Below are 21,138 nucleotides of genomic sequence, written 5' to 3'. Positions count from 1 at the left end.
TCGACAATCCAAAGACAATTGAGAGGCTAGGACTTTTGTCCCAGCCTCTAGCATAATAGAAATAGGAGATAGAGATGGCTTTTCTTGACATTGAATATAACTCTAAAATTTTAGGCATGGAACGCCGTGTCAGTGTAATCTATCCAGATGCAAGTGAAATTGACCCAGACCAGGTAGATGATCAGGATATTCCTGTCCTTTATCTTTTGCATGGGATGGGAGGAAATGAAAATTCTTGGCAAAAGCGAACGAATATTGAACGCTTATTGCGCCATACGAATCTCATTGTTGTGATGCCGTCAACCGACCTAGCCTGGTATACCAATACTGCTTACGGCTTAGATTACTATGATGCTTTGGCGAGTGAGTTGCCAGAGGTTTTACATCGCTTTTTTCCAAATATGAGCCGCAAACGCGAGAAAAATTTCATCGCTGGCTTATCGATGGGCGGTTATGGCGCATATAAAATCGCTTTGAAAACCAATCGATTTTCTTATGCGGCTTCTTTTTCAGGTGCTCTCGGTCTTGGAATTGATGGTACGGACTTGGATGCTATTCCGGGAGGAAGTCGTGCTTACTGGGAAGGTGTTTTTGGTGATTTGAAAGCTCCTGGAGTCGAGCAACATTTTTTAACCACTATGGTAGCCGAATCAGATAAGAAAACAAAATTTTATGCCTGGTGTGGAGAGCAGGATTTTCTCTATCAGGCTAATCAAGTGGTCGTTCAGAAGCTACAGGAACTGGGACTATCACTGGAATACCAACATAGTCCAGGGAAGCATGAATGGTATTATTGGGAAAAACAATTAGAATACATCTTAGAATGGTTGCCGATAGGCTATCAGCCAGAGGAAAGACTATCATAAATCAGATAAAAGGACTTCTATTACGTATAGGATGGAAGTTTTTTTATTTCATTATTCAGAAAAGTTTAAGAAAGCTAGTTTATAATCGAAATTTATCTGAAGAGAGGGGGCGAGAATGAGGAAGATTTTTACATCTATGTGGACGATCTGCTGGAGACTTATTTGGACGGTTTCTGTGTCGTTTATGGTATTAGTAGGTGTCTTATATGTGACTAGTAGTACGAAGGATGGATTACCAGGTCTATCGCAAGCCTTCCAAACGGCAGTGAATCATGTGGATGCTTTTTTAGATGAGAACGGCATTCATACGGGTATCAGCCAAAAAGTTCAAAATCTAAGAGGTCATCTAGCAGATGAACATGTGACAGCTTCGGATGGGACTCGGTGGGATACAGCGACAGCAACTATTTATATCGAGACGAGAAATCCCATTTTTCGTTCGGCCTATCAAGAAGCTATTGCCTCTTGGAATGCGACAGGGGCTTTTCACTTTCAAATAGTGGAAGACAAAAGTCAGGCAAATATCGTAGCCACTGAAATGAATGATGATAGCATTACAGCTGCTGGAGAAGCGGAATCAGTGACCAATTTATTGACCAAGCGATTTAGCAGTGTGACAGTCCGTTTGAATGCTTTTTATCTTTTAAACAAGGAATACGGCTACACACAAACACGTATTGTCAATACAGCAGCACATGAACTGGGTCATGCAATCGGTCTGGATCATAATGAGTCGGATTCAGTCATGCAATCGGCAGGTTCTTTCTTTGGTATTCAGCCAGTAGATATCCAAGCGGTCAAGGAATTATATCAAACATAATTTATCATCAAGTATCTTGCATAAAGGCAAGTTTATAATAAAAGGGAAATAAAGGAGTAGAGGCTCAAAGTTTCAAGCATCTGGTTTCGTACTTTCGACTAGAGGCTCCTCCATCTTAAAGGCGATTCTAAAACTTATGTGGTTTTTGAGTCGCTTTTTTCTTTGCCCAGGGCTTATACGGCGCATACATATCCATCCGAAGCACCATCTAAACATTCTGTTATTGATTCGTTGTTCAAGTAAGCTGAGTCAATCTTCTTCGCTCATTTTCAGACATTGTGCTTTTCAAACATTCATGCGCTGTAATATTCTTTCTAGTATAAAGATTGCCATTTTACTCATTTCTAGCGTAATTATTAATAAGATAGCCTTTCCTAGTCGTAGGAAAGGGTTTTATGTTTTGGAAGCGGTTTATTTTGCTATAATAGAAGTAGATTTAGAGGATTAGAGGTGGTGAAAGTATGAACCAGCGTCAAAAGCAGCTGTTGAGCATTTTGGAACAACAAGGCGATTGGATGAAGGGAAAAGCTTTGGCTACCTTATTAGCTGTCTCAGATCGAACCATCCGATCTGATATTGAAAAGATTAATCGAGAAGTAGAAGGGACCATATTGTCTCATCCTCATAAAGGATATTTGCTATCGGTAGAAAATCGACAGATAGTAGAAACAAAGATTCTTCCTCAGACAGCAGATGAACGCTTAAACTTTTTGTTGAAATACTTGCTGACGAGTAAGGGAGCTCATCCTTTGTTAGACTTGGCTGATAGACTTTACGTCAGCTATCCAACCATAAAATTGGATCTTCAACGTGCCACGCAGATTGTGGCGACCTATCCCGATTTGCAGCTTAGATATAAGGAAGGGACAATTGAGCTTTTAGGAACAGAGTTTCATAAGAGGCGTTTTTATCGTGATTTATTAGCTACAGAAATTAAAGATGATTTTATTAATCTCGATAAAGTGATGGATATGTACGCTGATTTGGATTTTGAGTGGGTTTGGACATGCTTTCAGGACACTTTAAAGCGCTATGATTATCCTGTGCGTTCAGCTTCTTTGCCAATGCTGGTCTTGCATATTGGCATTGCACTACGACGAGCGATAGATGCGCAGTTTATCGGTGAACTACCAGAAGATGTAGTCGTGACAGAGCAGGAGCGCTCCCTTGCTCAAGACTTTATCGATCAAATTGCTCGGCATTTTCATTTGATGATTCCTGATACAGAGGTTTATAGTTTTGCTCGGCTTTTAAACACCTACAGAGATATTCAACAACTGAGAATCAAAACAGATTTCAAGGGGAAAACGATTGATTTTGACCAAGTCGTACAAGAAATTGGCCGCCGGCTAGAAGAATTATCGGGCCTAGATTTTTTGGCCGATCAAGACTTTTTAATGCGGTTGCACCTACATTTACAAGGTTTAGTTGAAAGGTTACGATTTGACCTAGAATTGCCCAATGCTTTTTTCCATGATTTGAAACGGCAGTATCCACTCGTTTTTGATATTGCAGTCAATATCAGTACCTATCTTGGAAATATTTTAGAAACGGATTTGAATGAGGAAGAAATTGGTCTCATTGCAGTTCATATTGGAGCTAGTTATTCGCATTTGATGGAGAGTCGTAAGATTCCAGTCTACCTCTTAGCACCGAAGAATTATTCTTTGGTAACGTCATCATTGGAACGTTTGGAGCAACGATTTGCACATCGTATTCAGATTGTAGAGCAGAGTGATTATTTTAGTGTGGATCGATTGCAACAAAAAGAGGTTGAGCTAGTCATCACATTTAGTCCAATTCCGCAGTCTCTTTCAATCCCAGTTGTCTGTCTTTCTACATTCTTTAATGCAGAAGATGAATTGACCTTGATTGCAGCTTTGAATAAAATCGAGAAACAACAAACAGATGTCCAGTTAGCATTACAAATCAGAAAATTTTTAACAGAACGTTTCTTCTATAGCAATTTGGATATGAAGGACGCAGATTCGGTACTTCAGTTTATGGCGGACAATCTCTATCAAGAAGGTATCGTTTCAGATGAGTTCTTGTCATCTGTTAGACAACGTGAGGCTCTATCGCCAACGGACTTCGACTATGCAATTGCTATCCCACACCCGCTACAAGCATATAGTAAACAATCGGTTATCTCTATTGCTGTCTTATCTGAGGCTATAACTTGGGGGAAATATCCTGTCAAGATGGTCATTATGCTGGCTTTGAAAGATACAGATAGTCAATTTATACAGCTGTTTTTCCACTGGTTAGGCAACTGTTTGGGGCGTCCAGAAAAAATGGAGAATCTCCTTTCAGCGCAAACTGGAGAAGCATTCATCAGTGCTATTTTGGACGAGTAGTACATTTATTGTTCACTAATGACAAGAAACATTAGATAGTTTCTTTATTATAATGGAAAGTTGTTTTATCTAGTCAAATCGAATGTGAGCTAAAACCTCAGAAAAGATAAATAAGTCTAGAAATAGATTTCGTCAATGTATTTCCTATTTTTCAATTGGTTTTTAACGCTCTTATATCTTAGTTAATAGAACACGCCTAAACACAGTGTAAAAAAGTGAAACATTCTTGCGCTCATCGAACGCATCGTCTGTTTCCTATTTTATCTTGAGTTTTACGGGCTTAGTATCTGATGAAAGGAGGTTAGATGATGCAGGAGATGGAATTGGTTTGTTTCAAGATTATCAGTGCTGTGGGTTCAGCGAGATCAGCTTTTATGGAAGCTATTGCTGAGACCAAGTTAGGGCACTTTGACCAGGCTCAGGCTTTAATTGATGATGGTGAAGAGCAGCGCGTGAAGGGACATGAGATTCACTTTGAACTGTTGCAACGCGATAGCTCAGGTGATGGTCCTGAATTCTCACTTTTGTTGCTTCATGCCGAAGATCAACTCATGAGTGCAGAGTTATTAAAAATCACAGCTGAGGAACTGTTGGCAGTTTATAAAAGATTGCCCCAAGCAGAAATAAATTAGGAGGATTTTGCTATGAAAAAACGAGTTTACTTGTTTTGTAGCGCAGGCATGTCTACTAGTCTTGTAGCAAGCAGAATGCAAGCAGTGGCAGACAATCACAATCTGCCCTTTGAAGTCAAGGCATTTTCAGACTCAAAACTTGATGCCATTGTAGAGGAATTTCATCCGGACGTTATCTTACTCGGTCCTCAAGTCAAATATAAATTCAATGCGACACGAGATAAATATGAACCTCAAGGGACACCGGTAGCGGTGATTGATTTAGAAGATTACGGAAATGTAGATGGCGAGCGAATTTTGAAACGTGCCATCCAACTGTTAAAGGCCAAAAAATAAGCAGAAAGGAGATTAGATGATGTTTGCGAATTTTGAAAAAGCTGTAGGCGGAACAGCCGAAAAACTTAGTAATAATAAAGTTTTGATTGCCATTCGGGATGGTTTTCTGATTACAACGCCTTTAATTATTATTGCATCCATTTTTCTACTCTTACAACAATTCCCTATTCCTGGGTATGGAGATTTCATAGCTCAGTTCTTTGGCAAGGGCTGGGAAGCACATATGGATGCGGTTGTCGACTCAACTTTTAGTGTTCTTGCTTTGCTTGGGGTTATTGGGATTGGTTATTCCTATGCTCGACAATTAGAAGCAGATGCTATTGCCGGTGCTGTTGTTGCTCTGGTTTGTTTCCTCATTATCACACCAAAGACACATCCAGACTTTATGAATGGAGACAATGCCTTTGCTGGTTTTGCCCTTAAAAACTTTGGAGCATCTGGTATGTTTATTGCCATGATTACAGCCATCATTTCGGTTCGTCTATTTGTTATGATTGCCCGAAAAGGCTGGGTGATTAAGATGCCAGATGGAGTACCACCTGCAGTAGCTCAATCGTTTGCTGCACTTATTCCAAGTTTATTCCCAATGGTACTCTTTTTCCTAGTTTATATCGGTTTTACTTTCACACCATTTAAGTTTGCACACAACTTTATCTACACGACCTTACAAACACCGTTGGTAGGGATTGGTAAGAGTGTATTCCTAGAGCCAATCACTCAGTTCTTATCAACTTTCTTCTGGTTCTTTGGTATCAATGGTCCGGCTGTTACCAATACCGTATTTGGCCCAATAGGTACTGTCCTGACGCTAGAAAATCTGGAAGCCTTTAAGGCGCATACAGAATTACCAAATATCTTTACCAATGCTTTTAGTAACTTCTTTACCAACTTTGGTGGAGGCGGGTCAACCCTTTCCTTGGTCTTCCTGATGGTCTTCATTGCAAAATCTCAACGGATGAAAAAATTAGGTAAATTAGCCATCGTTCCGGGTATCTTTGGGATCAATGAAATGATTATCTTTGGTTTGCCTGTCGTATTGAATCCAGTAATAGCCATTCCATTTATCGTAACTCCAGTGTTTAACACTATAATCTCAACGATTGCGACCATTGTCGGTATTATTCCAAAAACGACAGGAGTTGGTTTGCCTTGGACGACACCATTCTTCTTCTCAGGCTGGCTATCTACAGGTAGCTTGATTGCAGGTTTCTGGCAGATTCTGCTGATCTTCCTAGACTGTCTGATTTACTATCCATTCTTTAAAGCTTTGGACAAGCAATATCTCAAGGATGAGTTGGAGCCAGTAGCAGTCGTATCAGACGAACTTGACGAAATTTCTCTAGATGACCTATCTCTAGATGATTTATAGGATTAAGTCTAGTAAGTGAAACATAACATGATAAGAGTCTTGCAACCATAATTGGAGCAAACTCTATGGGTGGGGTGAGGCTAGCAGATCGCTTTCATGAGAAGGCAATCCTAGCTCACTCCTTTTTTAGAAAGAGTGGATAAATGAGAGTATTATTATTGTTTGATCAGATTCAGATGGGGTATGGAGGTAAAGAAAGAGCAGATACGCCACTAGGTTTAGAAAAAGGAGGCGTTGGTTCTTACTTGATGTTTAAAGATTATTTTGCTCAGCATCAGCTACAAGTCCTTGGAACGCTTTATTGTGGACCGGATTATTTTAAAGAGCATAAAGAAGAAGTCCTACGCAAAATTGCTGCGCTGGTAAAAAAAACACAAGCCCAAGTCTTATTTTGTGGACCTTGCTTTAATTACGACACATATGCTGATATGGCTGCACAAGTTGCAGATTTTGTGCAAAAAGAGACAGAGTGCCATACCTTTGTGGCCTGCTCTAAAGAAAATGCAGAAGTGATTAGTCAATACAAATCTCTAGTAACCATGATTGAAATGCCCAAAAAAGGAGGCGTTGGTCTGACAGAAGCTTTACAGAACATCGCAGCAATCATTAGTCAACCTGAAAATAGAGATTCACCATTGATTTATAAATGAGGAGGAGAATATGGATTTAGAAACATTATGCCAGATTCCAGCCCTATCTGGTGACGAATACGAGCTCCACGATTATTTAGAAAATCATTATAAAAAGCAGGGCTTAACGATTGCAAAAGACAAGTTGGGATCTGTGTTTGGCGAGAGCCTCGTACATGAGTCTCCTTTTAAGGTCATGATCAGTGCAAACTTGGATGAAAATGGTGGCATGGTACAAGAGTTGCGAAAGGATGGCTTACTAGACTTTGTGACGATCGGTTTGTACCAAAAAGCTGATTTTCTCAACCAAAGGATCTGCCTGCTCAAACGCCATCATGAAAGAGTATATGGCTATGTTCTAAAAAAGGGGGAGGATTATCTTCTAGATATTGGAGCCCGCTCTCTGGCAGAATTAAAAGACTGGCAGATCCAAATCGGCGATACCTTTGTATTGGACATTCCAGCTCGTCTGAATGAATCAGGCCTCTTACTATCAAAAAATATTGCCAATCGAGTGGGTCTTTACCTGTCCCAGCAAATCATGTCAGAAGTACAGGGAAGCTTACCTTATGACTTAGCCGTTGGAGGAATCAGTCAATCCCTCGTCGGTACACGGGGAGCTATCACCGCTACTAATCGTATAAAACCTGACTTGGCTTTGGTGTTTGACGCCGCTCCCGTAGAGGACTATCAAGAAAAGACACTTTATTTACGGCACTTTGATAAAACGCTCCTACCCAACCTGAAGTTGCTTGCGACTCTGAAAAAAGTAGCCTTAGCTAGTGGTTTTCAAGTCAAAGCCCAGATACAAGATACAGGGACTGATGGCGCCTTTATCCATAAGACACGGATCGGTGCTCCGACCGTAGTTGTCGTGATTCCTCTTCAACATAGCAACTCCTTTGTCCAGTCCATACATATCGATGATTTGGATCCAATTCGGACAAGTATTGTTGCTTTTTTGAAACAATTAAATGAACAAATGCTGGAAGAAATGGCTTTTCAAGATAGGATAGGTGATGGAGATGAAAACAGTCATTGATTGGACAATCTTAGAAAGTCTATCAAATTTACAGGCAGTATCAGGACAAGAAGAAGTGATTCGTCACTATGTCAGTCAACAATTACCATTTTGCCAAGTCAGGGCGGACAGGCTTGGATCAGGACTTTACACACTAGGTAAGAGTGGCTTATCGATTCTTTTTTCTACTCATATGGATGAAGTAGGCCACATGGTATCTCGTATAGACGAGCATGGCTACCTTTTTATCCAGAGTGTTGGTGGTACTTGGACTCACACTTTATTACAACAATTAGTAACCATCACCACGCAGTCAGGAAAGACCTATCAAGGGATTATCGCTGGGCCACAGATTCACGCACTTAGTAAAAAGGCAAAAGAGAGTGTCCTTCCTATGTCACAAGCTTTTATTGACTTAGGTGTTGAAAGTAGAGCAGAAGTTGAAAAGCTAGGGATTCAGGTAGGGGATCGAGTCTGCCCTTATGCCATTTACCAACCATTAAACAATCCGAACTACTTACTAGGAAAAGCATTTGACAACCGTGTCAGTGTAGCGCTAGGGATCTGGCTCATGCAATCCTTACAGGAGCAGTCAAGTCCGAATCAAGTAACCTTAGCGACCACCGTTCAAGAAGAAGTTGGTTTACGAGGCGCTAGAACAGTTGCTCATATGATCGAGCCTCAGATCGCTTTTGCGGTTGACACCTGTCTAGCAGGAGATACACCCGCAGATAAGAATCCCATCAAATTGGGCAAAGGAGTCACACTCAATGCTGTGGACAATATGACCTTGACCAATCGTGGCCTCTTGATTTACTTAGAAACATTATGCCAAAAGCATCAGATTCCTTATCAAATTGCTTGCTTTATGGACGGGGGGACAGACGCAGGAAATATCTATAAATCTTTGGAAGGTATTCTTGCAACAACCTTGTCTATTCCCATGCGCTATATGCACACCCACCAAGGAATCCTCCACAGAAAAGATGTAGAAGCCACTCTACGCTTAATGAAGGTGCTTTGCCAAGAATTAACACCAGAAATATATGAGCAAATCATGACAGAAAACTATCGATTCCAGAAAGGAGAAGGTCAATGTGGGGAATGATTGCAACTTGGCGAATGGCCCTAGAGGGAGTCAGCCAGGCAGTAAATGATCTAAAGATTTCAGGAGATGCTGGAGATGCAATAGAGCAAGCCATCAAACAAGTAGAGGACTTCCCTTATTACAAGTCTGTAGGTTATGGTGGTCTTCCTAATGAACATATGCAAGTAGAACTGGATGCTGCCTATCTGGATGGAGATAATTTTGACTTTGGGGCTGTCTGTGCCCTCAAAGACTTTGCAAACCCCATCAGTGTTGCCCGCTCTTTAAGTAAGCTGTCTGTCAATAATGTCTTGGTCGGAGAAGGCGCAGCGCTTTATGCACATCAAGCAGGATTCGAGAGGAAGAATATGCTGACCGAACGTGCGAAGATCCATTACTATAATCGTCTTCATGATATGAAAACTAGCCAGCAACTTAGTCCCTATGCAGGTCATGATACAGTTGGCATGGTAGCGTTGGATCAGAAGGAGCACATGGTTGCTGGGACTTCTACAAGTGGCCTCTTTATGAAAAAAGCAGGACGAGTAGGAGACTCTCCTTTTATAGGATCAGGGCTTTACGTAGATAGCCAGATTGGAGGAGCAACAGCTACAGGCTTAGGCGAAGACCTGATGAAAGGATTGGTTTCTTATGAAATCGTCCGGCAGATGAAAGAAGGCTATTCACCACAGGAAGCTTGTGAGCGTGTTGTTTATGATATAACAAATACCTTGAAAAAAAGACGACAGCAGGCGGGAGATATTTCAGTTGTCGCGCTGAATGCAGAAGGCAAATGGGGAGCGGCTAGCAATATAGAGAATTTTTCCTTTGTCGTTGCGACAGAGCAAACTCCTCTGACGGTCTATCGAATCCATCCGCAAAATGATGGACACATGGAGCTAGAGAAGGCTGACAAAAAATGGCTAGATGACTACTTAGCAGAACGTATGAAACCGCTCGAAATGAAATAGGAGGCTGTTTATGCAAGATAAACAAGAAATCATCACAAAATTAAAAGAGATTCAGCCGTCCTTAACCAAAGCATTAAAAGAACTCATTGTTATTCCAAGTGTTTTTGGAGATAAGAGTGAGGATGCGCCCTTTGGCCCAGGTCCTAAGGCTGCCTTGCTAAAAGCACTAGACATAGCAGATAGATTAGGCTTTAAAACGGTTAATCTAGATAATAAAGTCGGCTACGCCCAGTACGGTGACGATTTGCCGACAGGCTGTTATTATGGTATATTTGGCCATGTTGATGTTGTAGAAGCAGGTCAGGGATGGGACTCTGACCCGTGGACCCTGAGTGAGCGAGGAAATCGCTTGTATGGACGAGGCGTTTTGGATAATAAGGGACCGATTTTGGCCAATCTCTTTGCTCTTTACGTCCTAAAAGAAGCTGGCATCCGCTTTCCTTATCCCGTCCGCATTGTTTTTGGTACCAATGAAGAGGTTGCCTTTGCCTGTGTCAAGCATTATCTGACCAAAGAAGTACCGCCAATTTTTGGATGGACTCCAGATTGTAAATGGCCAGTCGTTTATGGCGAGCGAGGGCGCTTGCGTGTGCGCTTGACGAGTCCTGGAGATCAAGTTGCTGCTCTCTATCGCTTTGTCAATGACTATTTACTACATTCCAAAGGCAATGGCCAAGAGTTGGGAATTGCTTTTTCTGATGAGGACTTTGGTGAGATGATTGTTCGTGGCTATAGTCTCGGTATGGCAGAATCAGACCACTATATCGAGTGGACCATGTCCTACCCTGCTTCCTGTAGTCAGGAAGATTTGATCCTTGCTATTCACGACAAGATCCCGCATGGACTCACTCTAAGTGTCCGTGACCAGTGGGAGCCAGTCTTATATGACAAAGACTCGATCTATGTGCAGACTTTACAAGCCGTATATAACCAAGTGACAGGAAATACAGCAACACCTGTGACGACTACAGGTGGCACCTTTGCAAAAATTGTCCCCAATATCATAGCCTATGGACCGAGCTTTCCAGGACAAAAGGACATCGCACATCTACCCAACGAATGGCTAGATAAAACAGACTTAGAAACCAATACCATCATTTATGGCTTAGCACTATTAGCCTTGTCCCAACTAGAATGATGGACAAATAATCTATTAGAAAGAAGAGCTCCTTCTCCTCAAACAAGAGAAAAGGAGCTTTTTCATAGCCTTTTTTCTACAAAATTAAGAATATCAGACTTTTCCTTGTTTATAAAAGGTTCGAGTGCTAAAATAAGGGAGAAGTCAATTCAGAAAAGAGCAAGCTTGCTTTTTAGGTGAACAAAATGAAAGAAAAAATACGCACGATTTTTAATAAAAGCATGGCCATCAAAAGCTTTACGCATACAGCCTTTGAATGCGACATAGAGCGATTTTTGACAGATTACATCAGCGATATTCCTTACTTTAAAAAGCATCCTGACCAATTTGGAACCTACACTATTTCCCACGACAATTTAGGCCGTAGTGTGAATTGGGCCTTGGTACGTCGAGATACTGCTGATACAGTGATTCTTTTTCACCATCATGATACCGTAGACACAGAAGACTTTGGACATTTAAAGGATGTCGCTTTTGACAATGAAGCCCTAAAAGTCCACTTGTCCCAAGAAAACTCAAACACCGACGTCATAGAAGACATAGCATCTAATGAGTGGCAGTTTGGACGTGGCTCTTGCGACATGAAGGCCGCACTGGCTCTGCAACTAGGAGTTTTAGAAGAGTATGCGCAAAGAAGAAGTGGTGGGGTCAATCTACTCTACCTATCTGTCGGAGACGAAGAAGCCTATTCACAAGGCATGCGTGCCGCCATTCCACTACTAGCTGAGTTAAAAGAACGCTTCAATCTTCACTATATTCTGGCTGTTGATTCAGAGCCTTTTGAAAGCCCATCAGCAACCGAAAAAGTCCTACATGTCGGTACTGTCGGAAAACTAATGCCTCTGATCGTAACCCAAGGCATCCTCTCTCATATCAAAGAGCCCCTAAAAGGGCTCAATGCCATCTCTCTCTTAGCCAAAATCGTCGAAAGAATAGACCTCAATCCACAGCTTGCAGACCAGGCTTATGGCGAGCACACCCCTTTACCGTCCTGGTCTTTTATGCGAGATTTAAAAGAGCAATACGACGTCTCAACAGTACTTAGAGCAGCAGGCTATTTCAGTCTTTTATACCTAGATAAAAGCCCACAGGAGTTACTAGCGACCATCAAAAAACTCAGCCAAGAAGCCCTAGATGAGTTTTACGACCGCTACTGTAGTCTGCAAATGCAGTATCAAGAAACTAGAACTATTGAAAGACCCAAGGTACTGACCTACCAAGACTTGCTACAAGCATGCCAGAAAAAACCAGGCTTCACTCAAATGATGGAACAAGTCAACCAAGCCTCCTATCAGAAGCTACAAGCTGGCCTTTCCTATCAAGAAGTCACCTTGTTTACTGTCCAAAAGGTCCTTGATTTTTATGACAAAAAAGAAGCGCTAGCCATATTGGCCATTGCGCCTCCCTATTATCCATCAATGAATAGCCGGCGACTACAAAATCAAGAGTTGGATCTAGAGCGCTTGATCTCCCTTTACCAACGTTACTTAGAAAGAAGTGGTGATTACCACCTTAAAGTACAAGAGTATTTTATGGGGATTTGTGATATGAGCTACTGCGCCCTAGAAAAGCCACTGAAAGACTATCGACAAGTCTTAGATAGCCTAGCAGTTTCTGAGACGATCTACCCACTTGACTTAGAGAAGATTGCAGCGATCAATGTCGCCTCGATCAATCTAGGCCCCTGGGGAAAAGACTTGCATCAGCGAACAGAACGAGTCTACGAACAAGATATGCTGGAGACGATTCCGCAGTTCTTTCTATATCTTTTAGAGCACTTTGATGAGGTCAAAAAAGAGCCACACTCCATCAAAATGACCGTTTAGGGAAAAAACCGAACATTTCAGGCACAAAACAGACAAACATTTTAAAAAAATATATAATAAACATATTGTAAAGAAAAGGGAGGAATTCTGATGATTGAATTTAAAAATGTAACCAAAGATTACGATGGTCACTTAGCACTTCGTAACCTGAATCTAACCATTCAAAATGGTGAGATTATAGGCCTGATTGGCCATAATGGAGCAGGAAAGTCAACGACCATCAAATCATTGGTCAGTGTGATTAACCCAACAAGTGGCCAAATCATCATCGACGGCCAAGAACTATCTGCCAATCGCCTAGCCATCAAGAAAAAAATCGGCTATGTAGCAGATTCGCCAGATTTATTTCTCCGTCTGACAGCCAATGAATTTTGGGAGCTAGTAGCCACAGCCTATGATATGACCCAATCAGACTGCGAAGAACGCTTACAGCACCTACTAGAAACCTTTGACTTTGCTGATCATCGCTATGAAGTCATCGAGTCTTTCTCTCACGGCATGCGCCAAAAAGTCTTCGTCATCGGTGCGCTCTTGTCTGACCCAGACATCTGGGTACTAGATGAGCCTTTGACAGGCCTTGATCCTCAGGCGGCCTTTGACCTCAAACAGATGATGCGCAACCATGCAGACAAAGGCAATACAGTCCTTTTTTCAACCCACGTACTAGAAGTAGCAGAGCAATTATGCGACCGTTTAGCCATTCTCAAAAAAGGGGAACTACTCTTTTATGGTACGATTGAAGAACTTAAGTCACAGCATCCTGATCAAAGCCTAGAAACCATCTACCTAGACCTCGCCGGTCGGAAAGAAGAGGTGATAAACGATGCGCTTTAACGCTCTTAAAAGCCTTATTCGGACAAACATCATCTACACCACAGCGCCTGCCAACCTGTCACGCTTTCGTCAAAAGCAAGCAAAAAATCCAGGCAAAAAGATCAATGTCTCCAGACAGCTGATTATGACCTACTTATTAACCAGCCTGCTGTATCTCGTACTGTTTGGACTCATGAGTGCTTTTCAATCCCTTGTCGACCATCCAGGTATTTTTAGCAATATGGTGTCCGTCTTTAGCTTGATGGTCTTATCGCAAGGCTTCCTGTCTTTCTATAATGTCTTTTACGAAAGCAAGGACCTGCAATCCTATCGCCCCTATGCCTTTAGCGAATCAGAAATTGTGATCGGAAAAAGCTTTTCAGTCGTCCTAACCGTACTAATAGGTGCGCTTCCTATTATCGCTTATATGACGAACCTGCAGATTCAAAGTGGCAACCCAGTTTGGCTCGCCATTCCGATAGCTTTGATTTCACTGGTGATTTTGGGCTCCGTCCTTGCCTTTGGGATATTAGCCGCAGTGCATTTTATTACCAAGACAGCAGCCTTCCGCCAGCACAAGCGAGTGGCCTCAAATATCCTGCTGGGTGTGACCAATTTCCTTATTTTTGCTTCCATCGTCCTGATGAATAGCCAAAACCGAGTAGCAGGTGGAAATGTTGTGACCTACTTCCCACCGATGGAAGCCTTCCATCACTTTGGAGTAGATCCTTTTGCCCTTCACTCACTCCTAGAAATCAGCCTTTGGGCTTTGCTAGCCATTGTTTTATTTTCCATTGTAAAATGGAAGGTCCTACCAGAGTTTTACGAAGCAGCCCTGAAGACCTCTGAAACAGTTAATAAGAAAAAACGTGTCCGCAAGCTCCAGCTAGGAAGTCAGAAAAGCTTTCCCAAGTTTGTATGGGACTACCAGATCAGTCTCATCAGCGATGGCTCAGTTTTCCTACAGTCTGTCTTTATGTCGAGTGCCATGCCTTACTTCTTTATCCTACCAGGCTTGATGGGCTTTTTACAGGGAAGCGGCTATAGCTTATCGCCCTATCTGACACCAAAGTATCTCTTACCCCTGATCCTGATAACGACCTTCATTGCGATGTTCAATGCAGGATCATCCAATCTGACCATGATTGGGATTTCACTTGAGCGGGAAAACTTCTCCTATCTAAAAGTGCTTCCTTTTGACATGAAAGGCTACCTTCAGCTGAAATTCTGGGATCTCTTTCTCATCCAGTCCATCTTACCCTTGCTGATCTTTGTAGTCGTCAATCTATTTATAGGGACACATTGGTTCTCACTCTTAGCCATGATTGTCGTCTGGTTCAGCTGCTGCCTTGCTTGGAGTATCTGGGGCTATCAGCGAGATTATCGCAACTTGGTGACAAACTGGACCAATGTCACAGAACTCTTCAACCGTTCTAACAATACATTGAAAACCATCATTGCCTTTGTCTTGTTATTTATTTACATTGCAGTGATTGCTGTTTCCTATGTGTTGATCGCTTATCTACCAGAAGCACTTGTCTACGGTATGACGATTGGAGCTTTTCTCCTCGCAGTATCCGTCTCAGGCGCTCTCTATCTCTATTATGCAAATAAATTTAAAAAGGCTCTTGAAGAATAAGAGCCTTTTTACTGTATGAACATTTAATTTCTAATTTCATCGAGTAAGCTTTGAGCGGTTGTCGTCGGATTGACACGGACACGATTGAGTGACAGTAAACCATCTGATAAAGAAGCAAGGCCATTATTGGTAGTTAATCCCATTTTGTAACCTAATTTTTCAGCGATTTGCATAGTTGTCTCGCTATATCGTCCAGATGGATAAGCCACAGTGGTCGTTGTCTGAGATAAGTTGCTGTCTAGAAACTGCTTAGAGTCCTGTAATTCGCTATTTTGAGCATCTGGGCTTGAAACAGATAAATCAGGATGATTGACGGTGTGATCTTCAAAAGACATACCGTTTTGTTTCATTTCTTTGATTTCTTCCAACGTGAGTATATCCTCACGGCCTGCTTGGACAAAGCCAGTGATGACATTGTTGGTAGCTTTCATTTGATACTTTTGTAAGATGGGATAAGCTTGGGTGTAGAAATCTTTGAGGCTATCGTCAAAAGTTAGCCAAATAATCTTTTTATTTTCGGGAAGGACATTTTCAGTCAATGCCTTGTACGCTTCATCTGGTGAAAGGGTATAATAACCCGCTTCTTTCAAAGCTTTTAGATGACTTTCAAAGGTTGCAGGTGAGACGATAAGTCCAGCATTGGCAGCTTCAGATGGCGCCATATCATGGATGGCATGGTACATGAGAATGGGAAGTTTGATGGGTTGATCTTGCTTGACCCATTTGATATTTTCCTTCGCTTTGGAAGTCGATGATGAGTCTTTAGCCTCTTTTGAGGAAGTAGACTGGCTAACTTGACTGATTTTAGGTGTGCTGGCTTGGTTCGGTTGAGCCCGATATTCTTTCCAAAGAAAGAGTCCACCTGTGATGATCAAAATGAGTAAAACAAGATTTAGAAGTAGTAGTGCATCTCTTTTTTTTCGTGCTTTATTTGCAACGGAGCGACGCTGAGTTGGTTGTGTCATACTGCCTCCTTCATTAGGCTTTTTAACCATATTATACCAAATATAAAAAGGAATAGTATGAATTTTACAGTAAATTTTGATATAATAGGTTTCATACAGAAAGAAATAGAGGAGTGCTTCATGTCTATAAAAATAGCTTTACTTGGTTTTGGAACGGTAGCTAGCGGTGTGCCTTTCCTCCTAAAGGAAAATAGAGAAAAGATTGTACAAGCGGCTCATTCAGAGATTGAAGTTGCTAAAGTCTTGGTTAAGGATGATGCTGAAAAAGAGCGACTCTTAGCAGCTGGAAATGACTTTAATTTTGTCACAAACGTTGAAGAAATTCTGACTGATCCTGAGATTACCATCCTTGTAGAATTGATGGGTCGGATTGAGCCAGCGAAAACCTTTATCACTCGAGCTCTTGAAGCTAGCAAACATGTGGTAACGGCAAATAAAGACTTATTGGCTGTTCACGGAGCGGAGTTGCTGGAAATTGCTCAGAAGCAAAATGTAGCTCTCTACTACGAAGCAGCTGTTGCCGGCGGGATTCCAATCCTGCGTACCTTGGTCAATTCACTGGCTTCTGATAAAATCACCCGTCTCTTAGGTGTGGTGAATGGAACGTCTAACTTTATGATGACCAAGATGGTCGAAGAGGGTTGGTCTTATGAAGATGCTCTTGCTGAAGCGCAACGCCTTGGCTTTGCTGAAAGCGATCCGACCAATGACGTCGATGGTATTGATGCAGCTTACAAGATGGTGATTCTAAGCCAATTTGCCTTTGGTATGAATGTTAAGTTTGAAGATGTGGGTCATCAGGGGATTCGTCATATCACACCAGAAGATGTGGCTGTTGCCCAAGATTTGGGCTATGTAGTCAAGCTAGTTGGTTCTATTGAAGAAACAGCATCAGGAATCGCAGCAGAAGTAGCTCCAACATTTCTGCCTAAAGCGCATCCGCTAGCTAGTGTCAATGGGGTGATGAATGCTGTCTTTGTCGAGTCCATTGGTATCGGTGAGTCTATGTACTACGGACCTGGTGCCGGTCAAAAACCAACTGCGACGAGTGTTGTAGCTGATATTGTCCGTATCAGCCGCCGTTTGAATGAAGGAACAGTTGGCAAAGCCTTTAATGAATTTAGCCGTGAGCTGGTTTTATCTAAGCCAGAAGATGTCAAGACTAGCTATTATTTCTCAGTTTTGGTGTCTAGCTCGCAAGATCGTGTCAAAGACTTGGTAGAAATGTTCAATAGGCAGGGAGTGGCTTTCAAGCTAATTCGGCAGACGCAAACAACTGATGAGAAAACTCGCGTTGTCATTTTGACGCAAGAAATCAGCAAAGCGCAGCTACAGGCTATCACTACTCAAATCAATGATGCTATTGATGTTGACTTACTCAATACCTTTAGAGTCTTAGGAGATTAAGATGAAAATTATTGTACCTGCAACCAGTGCTAATATTGGCCCAGGCTTTGATTCAGTTGGTGTAGCTGTTAGTAAGTACTTGACGATTGATGTACTAGAGGAGCAAGAGGAGTGGGTCATTGAACATGATCTGAACCCTCGCATTCCAAAGGATAAGCGAAATTTACTGATAAAGGTGGCCTTGCAGCTAGCTCCAGATATTCGCCCTCATCATCTGAAAATGACTAGTGATATTCCGCTAGCACGTGGTCTTGGATCATCCAGCTCTGTTATCGTTGCTGGGATTGAACTGGCCAATCAACTAGGAAATCTAGAATTATCTGATGATGAAAAGTTAAATTGGGCGACTAAAATAGAAGGCCACCCTGATAATGTAGCTCCGGCTATTTTTGGAAATCTGGTGGTCTCAAGTGTCTTTAAGGGGGCGGTCTCCTCTATTCAGGCTGACTTTCCAGAATGTTCTTTCATTGCATATGTTCCAAAGTATGAGCTGAAGACCCGAGACAGCCGTGGTGTTTTACCTTTTAAGTTTTCATACAAAGAAGCTGTCGCAGCCAGCTCGATTGCTAATGTAGCGGTTGCTGCACTTTTACAGGGAGATCTGGTTAAGGCGGGGCGTGCCATCGAGTCTGACCGCTTTCACGAGCGCTTCCGTCAAAAATTAGTTAGAGAATTTCCAAATATTAAAAAAGTAGCTAAAAAGCATGGTGCTTATGCGACTTATTTGTCTGGAGCAGGGCCGACTGTCATGGTGTTGGCTCCGAAAGATCGGGCAAAATTAATTCAAACACGTATCGAAAGATGCAAGTATAATGGGCAAGTGTTCTTGCTTGATGTCGATCGAGAAGGCGTTCGAGTAGAAAGATAAGGCTGGGCAAGATGTCCAGTCTTTTAAATTTGCAAGAGCAAAGATACATAGATAGAGATTCTTGCAATTTTTCAAATTCTAAATACGACTTCTTTAGCGATGCGGAAGTGTGAAGACAAACTTTATATGTTTGAAGATATTTTTTTCTCTTTAATAAGGCAGACATATTTCTTTTTGTTCTTTTTCAGAATTTTCTATCTTTTTTGTGGATTTTATGATATAATCGAATTACTTTTTACAAGGGGGATGAAAAGCATGAATAAACTTGAATGGCAGGATCTTGCCAGTCAGTTAGATCTTCAATACGATGAAGACGTAGCTGTTATTTTTGGTGAAAAGGAAGGCTATACGCTATTTATTGAGGATGCTGGAGAAAAAATGTATCGCATTTGTTTCTCAGTAAAAGGAGATGAAGCTCTTTCTATCACAGAAGATCTGAAGCAACTCAGAAAATCTACTAAAGGCATGAGCGGTGTTTTGCAAACGCGTTATAAGTTAGCAGTGACCGTAAAAGGAGGTATGAGTAAGGCTAAGACCAAAGAATTGATCGTACAATGTTTAGATGCTAGTCTTTCTTTCTTGAGAGAGCATGGCTTGGCAAATGTATGTGAGCATACAGGAGAAGCGACTTCCACCGCTGTTTATCAGGTGGGTACAAACCTACTGATCTTATCAGCGGATAGTTTTCAACAGTTGAGCTCAGGCCTTGCGATTGAAAATCAAAGCTATGACCAACAAAAAGAAAATGTTGTTGGTGGAATCGTGGGAGCTTTTGTAGGGTGCTTGATCGGTGGAGCAGTTACGTTAGGCATTGCTCAGTTAGGCTATGTGTCTTTTGTGTCAGGATTGGTTATGGGAGTGTGTACTATTAAAGGTTACGAGCTCTTTGGCAAGAAATTATCTAAACTAGGAATTGCAGTTAGTGTTTTCTTTATGTTTGTTATGATTTTATTAGCTCATCAGTTTGATTATGCTTTTCTTCTTGCTAGAGAGATAGGGATAGATGTTTTCACTGCTTTCTCTTCTTTTACAGAGTATCTTTTGGCAGGAGGAAATGTTCATCACAATTATTGGGTGAATCTTGGTTTACTCTATATCTTTACAGGAATTGGTGCGTACTCTATGGTACACAGTGCTCTTAGCAAGCAAAAACTAAAGTATATCACGCGAAAATTATAAAAAAACTGGCTCTGGCCAGTTTTTTTTATTTTTATCGAAAATACCATGTAATTTTGATATAATAGAATCACTTTGTGATAAGAAAGAGAAATCATGATTAAGATAGAATTATTAAAGACGGAGTTGGAAGGAATCGATATCCGTTTTGATGAGCCTTTAAAAAAATACACCTATACAAAAGTTGGCGGCCCCGCTGACTATCTAGCTTTTCCACGTAATCGTTATGAATTAGTTCGTATTGTCCAGTTTGCTAATAAAGAACAGATCCCGTGGATAGTTTTGGGAAATGCCAGTAATATTATTGTACGAGACGGTGGTATTCGTGGTTTTGTCATTATGTTTGATCAGTTGCACACGATTATGGTGAATGGGTATACGATGGAGGTTGAGGCTGGTGCTAAACTCATTGATACGACTCATGTTGCGTTGCATCATAGTTTGACTGGCTTTGAGTTTGCCTGTGGTATTCCAGGAAGTATTGGCGGTGCAGTCTTTATGAATGCTGGAGCCTATGGTGGAGAGATAGCACATGTCTTGGTTTCTTGTAAGATCTTAACTCCAGATGGAGAGATCAAGACGGTTCATGCGGATGATATGAAGTTTGGCTATCGTTCTTCTGTAATCCAAGAGACGGGAGATATTGTGATTTCGGCTAAATTTGCTCTCGCTCCTGGAAATCATACGGCTATCCGTCAGGAGATGGAGCGCCTGACACATCTGCGAGAGCTGAAGCAACCTCTAGAATACCCATCATGCGGATCGGTCTTTAAGCGTCCTTTGGGACATTTTGCTGGTCAACTGATTAGTGAAGCAGGGCTTAAGGGACATCGTATTGGTGGAGTAGAAGTTTCTACTAAACACGCAGGATTTATGGTCAATGTAGCTGATGGAAATGCTCAGGATTATGAAGATTTGATTGCACATGTTATCCAAACGGTCGAGAAGAATTCTGGCATTACCTTGGAGCGAGAAGTACGCATTATCGGTGAGGCACTGACTGAAGCCTAATGTGTTATTGGATTTAAAAGTATAGAAGTGATCATAGCTAAGAGCAGCAAATGAGAATAATTTTGTAAATGTATCTTATTTCGCATAGCTCCTTGTCTTTCATGGAGGGGGTGACGCCTATCGAAATCGCAAGTATACTGGGCCCTAGTTGCCCTCGAGAAGTAGAAGTGGCTTGACAGAGCCCTGATCTGTTAATACATGAAAAAG

19 protein-coding genes are annotated in these 21,138 nt (G+C 41.6%); 18 read left to right on the top strand and 1 reads right to left on the bottom strand.

Annotation, left to right across the window (positions count from 1 at the left end; genetic code table 11):
* Nucleotides 1-74: 74 nt before the first annotated feature.
* From HMPREF9182_RS02325 to HMPREF9182_RS02260, 14 genes are all read left to right on the top strand, one after another.
* Nucleotides 75-866, top strand: a complete 792-nt coding sequence (locus HMPREF9182_RS02325; protein ID WP_009754790.1) for an alpha/beta hydrolase — start codon at nucleotides 75-77, stop codon at nucleotides 864-866.
* Between the two features lie 115 nt (nucleotides 867-981).
* Nucleotides 982-1,686, top strand: a complete 705-nt coding sequence (locus tag HMPREF9182_RS02320; RefSeq protein WP_037602578.1) for a matrixin family metalloprotease — start codon at nucleotides 982-984, stop codon at nucleotides 1,684-1,686.
* 461 nt (nucleotides 1,687-2,147) lie between these two features.
* Entirely contained in the window at nucleotides 2,148-4,043 is a 1,896-nt protein-coding gene (locus tag HMPREF9182_RS02315; protein ID WP_009443309.1) for a BglG family transcription antiterminator, read from the top strand.
* Nucleotides 4,044-4,348: 305 nt separating this feature from the next.
* Nucleotides 4,349-4,675: a PTS lactose/cellobiose transporter subunit IIA gene (locus HMPREF9182_RS02310; protein WP_009755122.1), complete on the top strand. Its 327-nt coding sequence runs from the start codon at nucleotides 4,349-4,351 to the stop codon at nucleotides 4,673-4,675.
* 12 nt (nucleotides 4,676-4,687) lie between these two features.
* Nucleotides 4,688-5,011: a PTS sugar transporter subunit IIB gene (locus HMPREF9182_RS02305; protein ID WP_009443587.1), complete on the top strand. Its 324-nt coding sequence runs from the start codon at nucleotides 4,688-4,690 to the stop codon at nucleotides 5,009-5,011.
* A gap of 19 nt (nucleotides 5,012-5,030) precedes the next feature.
* Nucleotides 5,031-6,380, top strand: coding sequence for a PTS sugar transporter subunit IIC (locus HMPREF9182_RS02300; protein WP_037602572.1), 1,350 nt, complete (start codon nucleotides 5,031-5,033; stop codon nucleotides 6,378-6,380).
* 143 nt (nucleotides 6,381-6,523) lie between these two features.
* Nucleotides 6,524-7,030: a GrdB-related putative oxidoreductase gene (locus HMPREF9182_RS02295; protein ID WP_009754319.1), complete on the top strand. Its 507-nt coding sequence runs from the start codon at nucleotides 6,524-6,526 to the stop codon at nucleotides 7,028-7,030.
* A gap of 10 nt (nucleotides 7,031-7,040) precedes the next feature.
* Nucleotides 7,041-8,051, top strand: coding sequence for a M42 glutamyl aminopeptidase (locus HMPREF9182_RS02290; RefSeq protein ID WP_009443493.1), 1,011 nt, complete (start codon nucleotides 7,041-7,043; stop codon nucleotides 8,049-8,051).
* A complete protein-coding gene (locus tag HMPREF9182_RS02285) occupies nucleotides 8,035-9,138 on the top strand; it encodes a M42 family metallopeptidase (protein ID WP_009754506.1) in 1,104 nt (367 codons plus the stop codon). Before HMPREF9182_RS02290 ends, HMPREF9182_RS02285 begins: the two co-directional genes overlap by 17 nt.
* Nucleotides 9,126-10,088 (top strand): N(4)-(beta-N-acetylglucosaminyl)-L-asparaginase, encoded by a 963-nt coding sequence (locus HMPREF9182_RS02280; protein ID WP_009443460.1) that lies wholly within the window; start codon nucleotides 9,126-9,128, stop codon nucleotides 10,086-10,088. The genes HMPREF9182_RS02285 and HMPREF9182_RS02280 overlap by 13 nt, the downstream gene beginning before the upstream one ends.
* Before the next feature lie 10 nt (nucleotides 10,089-10,098).
* Nucleotides 10,099-11,226: a M20/M25/M40 family metallo-hydrolase gene (locus tag HMPREF9182_RS02275; RefSeq protein ID WP_009754218.1), complete on the top strand. Its 1,128-nt coding sequence runs from the start codon at nucleotides 10,099-10,101 to the stop codon at nucleotides 11,224-11,226.
* A gap of 185 nt (nucleotides 11,227-11,411) precedes the next feature.
* The gene (locus HMPREF9182_RS02270; protein ID WP_009443100.1) at nucleotides 11,412-13,052 is read left to right on the top strand and encodes a M20/M25/M40 family metallo-hydrolase; all 1,641 of its coding nucleotides are present in this window, start codon (nucleotides 11,412-11,414) and stop codon (nucleotides 13,050-13,052) included.
* 90 nt (nucleotides 13,053-13,142) lie between these two features.
* Complete coding sequence (locus tag HMPREF9182_RS02265; protein ID WP_009754592.1) at nucleotides 13,143-13,886, top strand: ABC transporter ATP-binding protein; 744 nt, start codon at nucleotides 13,143-13,145, stop codon at nucleotides 13,884-13,886.
* Nucleotides 13,876-15,504 carry a hypothetical protein gene (locus HMPREF9182_RS02260; RefSeq protein ID WP_009443356.1) on the top strand — a complete coding sequence of 543 codons (1,629 nt, stop codon included), beginning with the start codon at nucleotides 13,876-13,878 and terminating at the stop codon, nucleotides 15,502-15,504. Before HMPREF9182_RS02265 ends, HMPREF9182_RS02260 begins: the two co-directional genes overlap by 11 nt.
* A gap of 23 nt (nucleotides 15,505-15,527) precedes the next feature.
* Here HMPREF9182_RS02260 and HMPREF9182_RS02255 read toward each other — a convergent pair whose 3' ends face one another.
* Nucleotides 15,528-16,469, bottom strand: a complete 942-nt coding sequence (locus tag HMPREF9182_RS02255; protein WP_009754848.1) for a polysaccharide deacetylase family protein — start codon at nucleotides 16,467-16,469, stop codon at nucleotides 15,528-15,530.
* Between the two features lie 120 nt (nucleotides 16,470-16,589).
* Here HMPREF9182_RS02255 and HMPREF9182_RS02250 point away from each other — a divergent pair, with 120 nt between their 5' ends.
* From HMPREF9182_RS02250 to murB, 4 genes are all read left to right on the top strand, one after another.
* Entirely contained in the window at nucleotides 16,590-17,876 is a 1,287-nt protein-coding gene (locus HMPREF9182_RS02250; RefSeq protein WP_009443584.1) for a homoserine dehydrogenase, read from the top strand.
* Between the two features lies 1 nt (nucleotide 17,877).
* Nucleotides 17,878-18,744 (top strand): homoserine kinase, encoded by an 867-nt coding sequence (thrB, locus tag HMPREF9182_RS02245; RefSeq protein ID WP_009755044.1) that lies wholly within the window; start codon nucleotides 17,878-17,880, stop codon nucleotides 18,742-18,744.
* A gap of 255 nt (nucleotides 18,745-18,999) precedes the next feature.
* Nucleotides 19,000-19,923, top strand: coding sequence for a hypothetical protein (locus HMPREF9182_RS02240; protein ID WP_009754217.1), 924 nt, complete (start codon nucleotides 19,000-19,002; stop codon nucleotides 19,921-19,923).
* A gap of 93 nt (nucleotides 19,924-20,016) precedes the next feature.
* Nucleotides 20,017-20,931, top strand: a complete 915-nt coding sequence (gene murB / locus HMPREF9182_RS02235; protein ID WP_009443172.1) for a UDP-N-acetylmuramate dehydrogenase — start codon at nucleotides 20,017-20,019, stop codon at nucleotides 20,929-20,931.
* The last annotated feature ends 207 nt before the right edge of the window (nucleotides 20,932-21,138 follow it).

It is taken from the genome of Streptococcus sp. oral taxon 056 str. F0418, assembly GCF_000220065.1.
Lineage (GTDB): Bacteria > Bacillota > Bacilli > Lactobacillales > Streptococcaceae > Streptococcus.
This window is presented reverse-complemented; position numbering and strand designations above follow the sequence as displayed.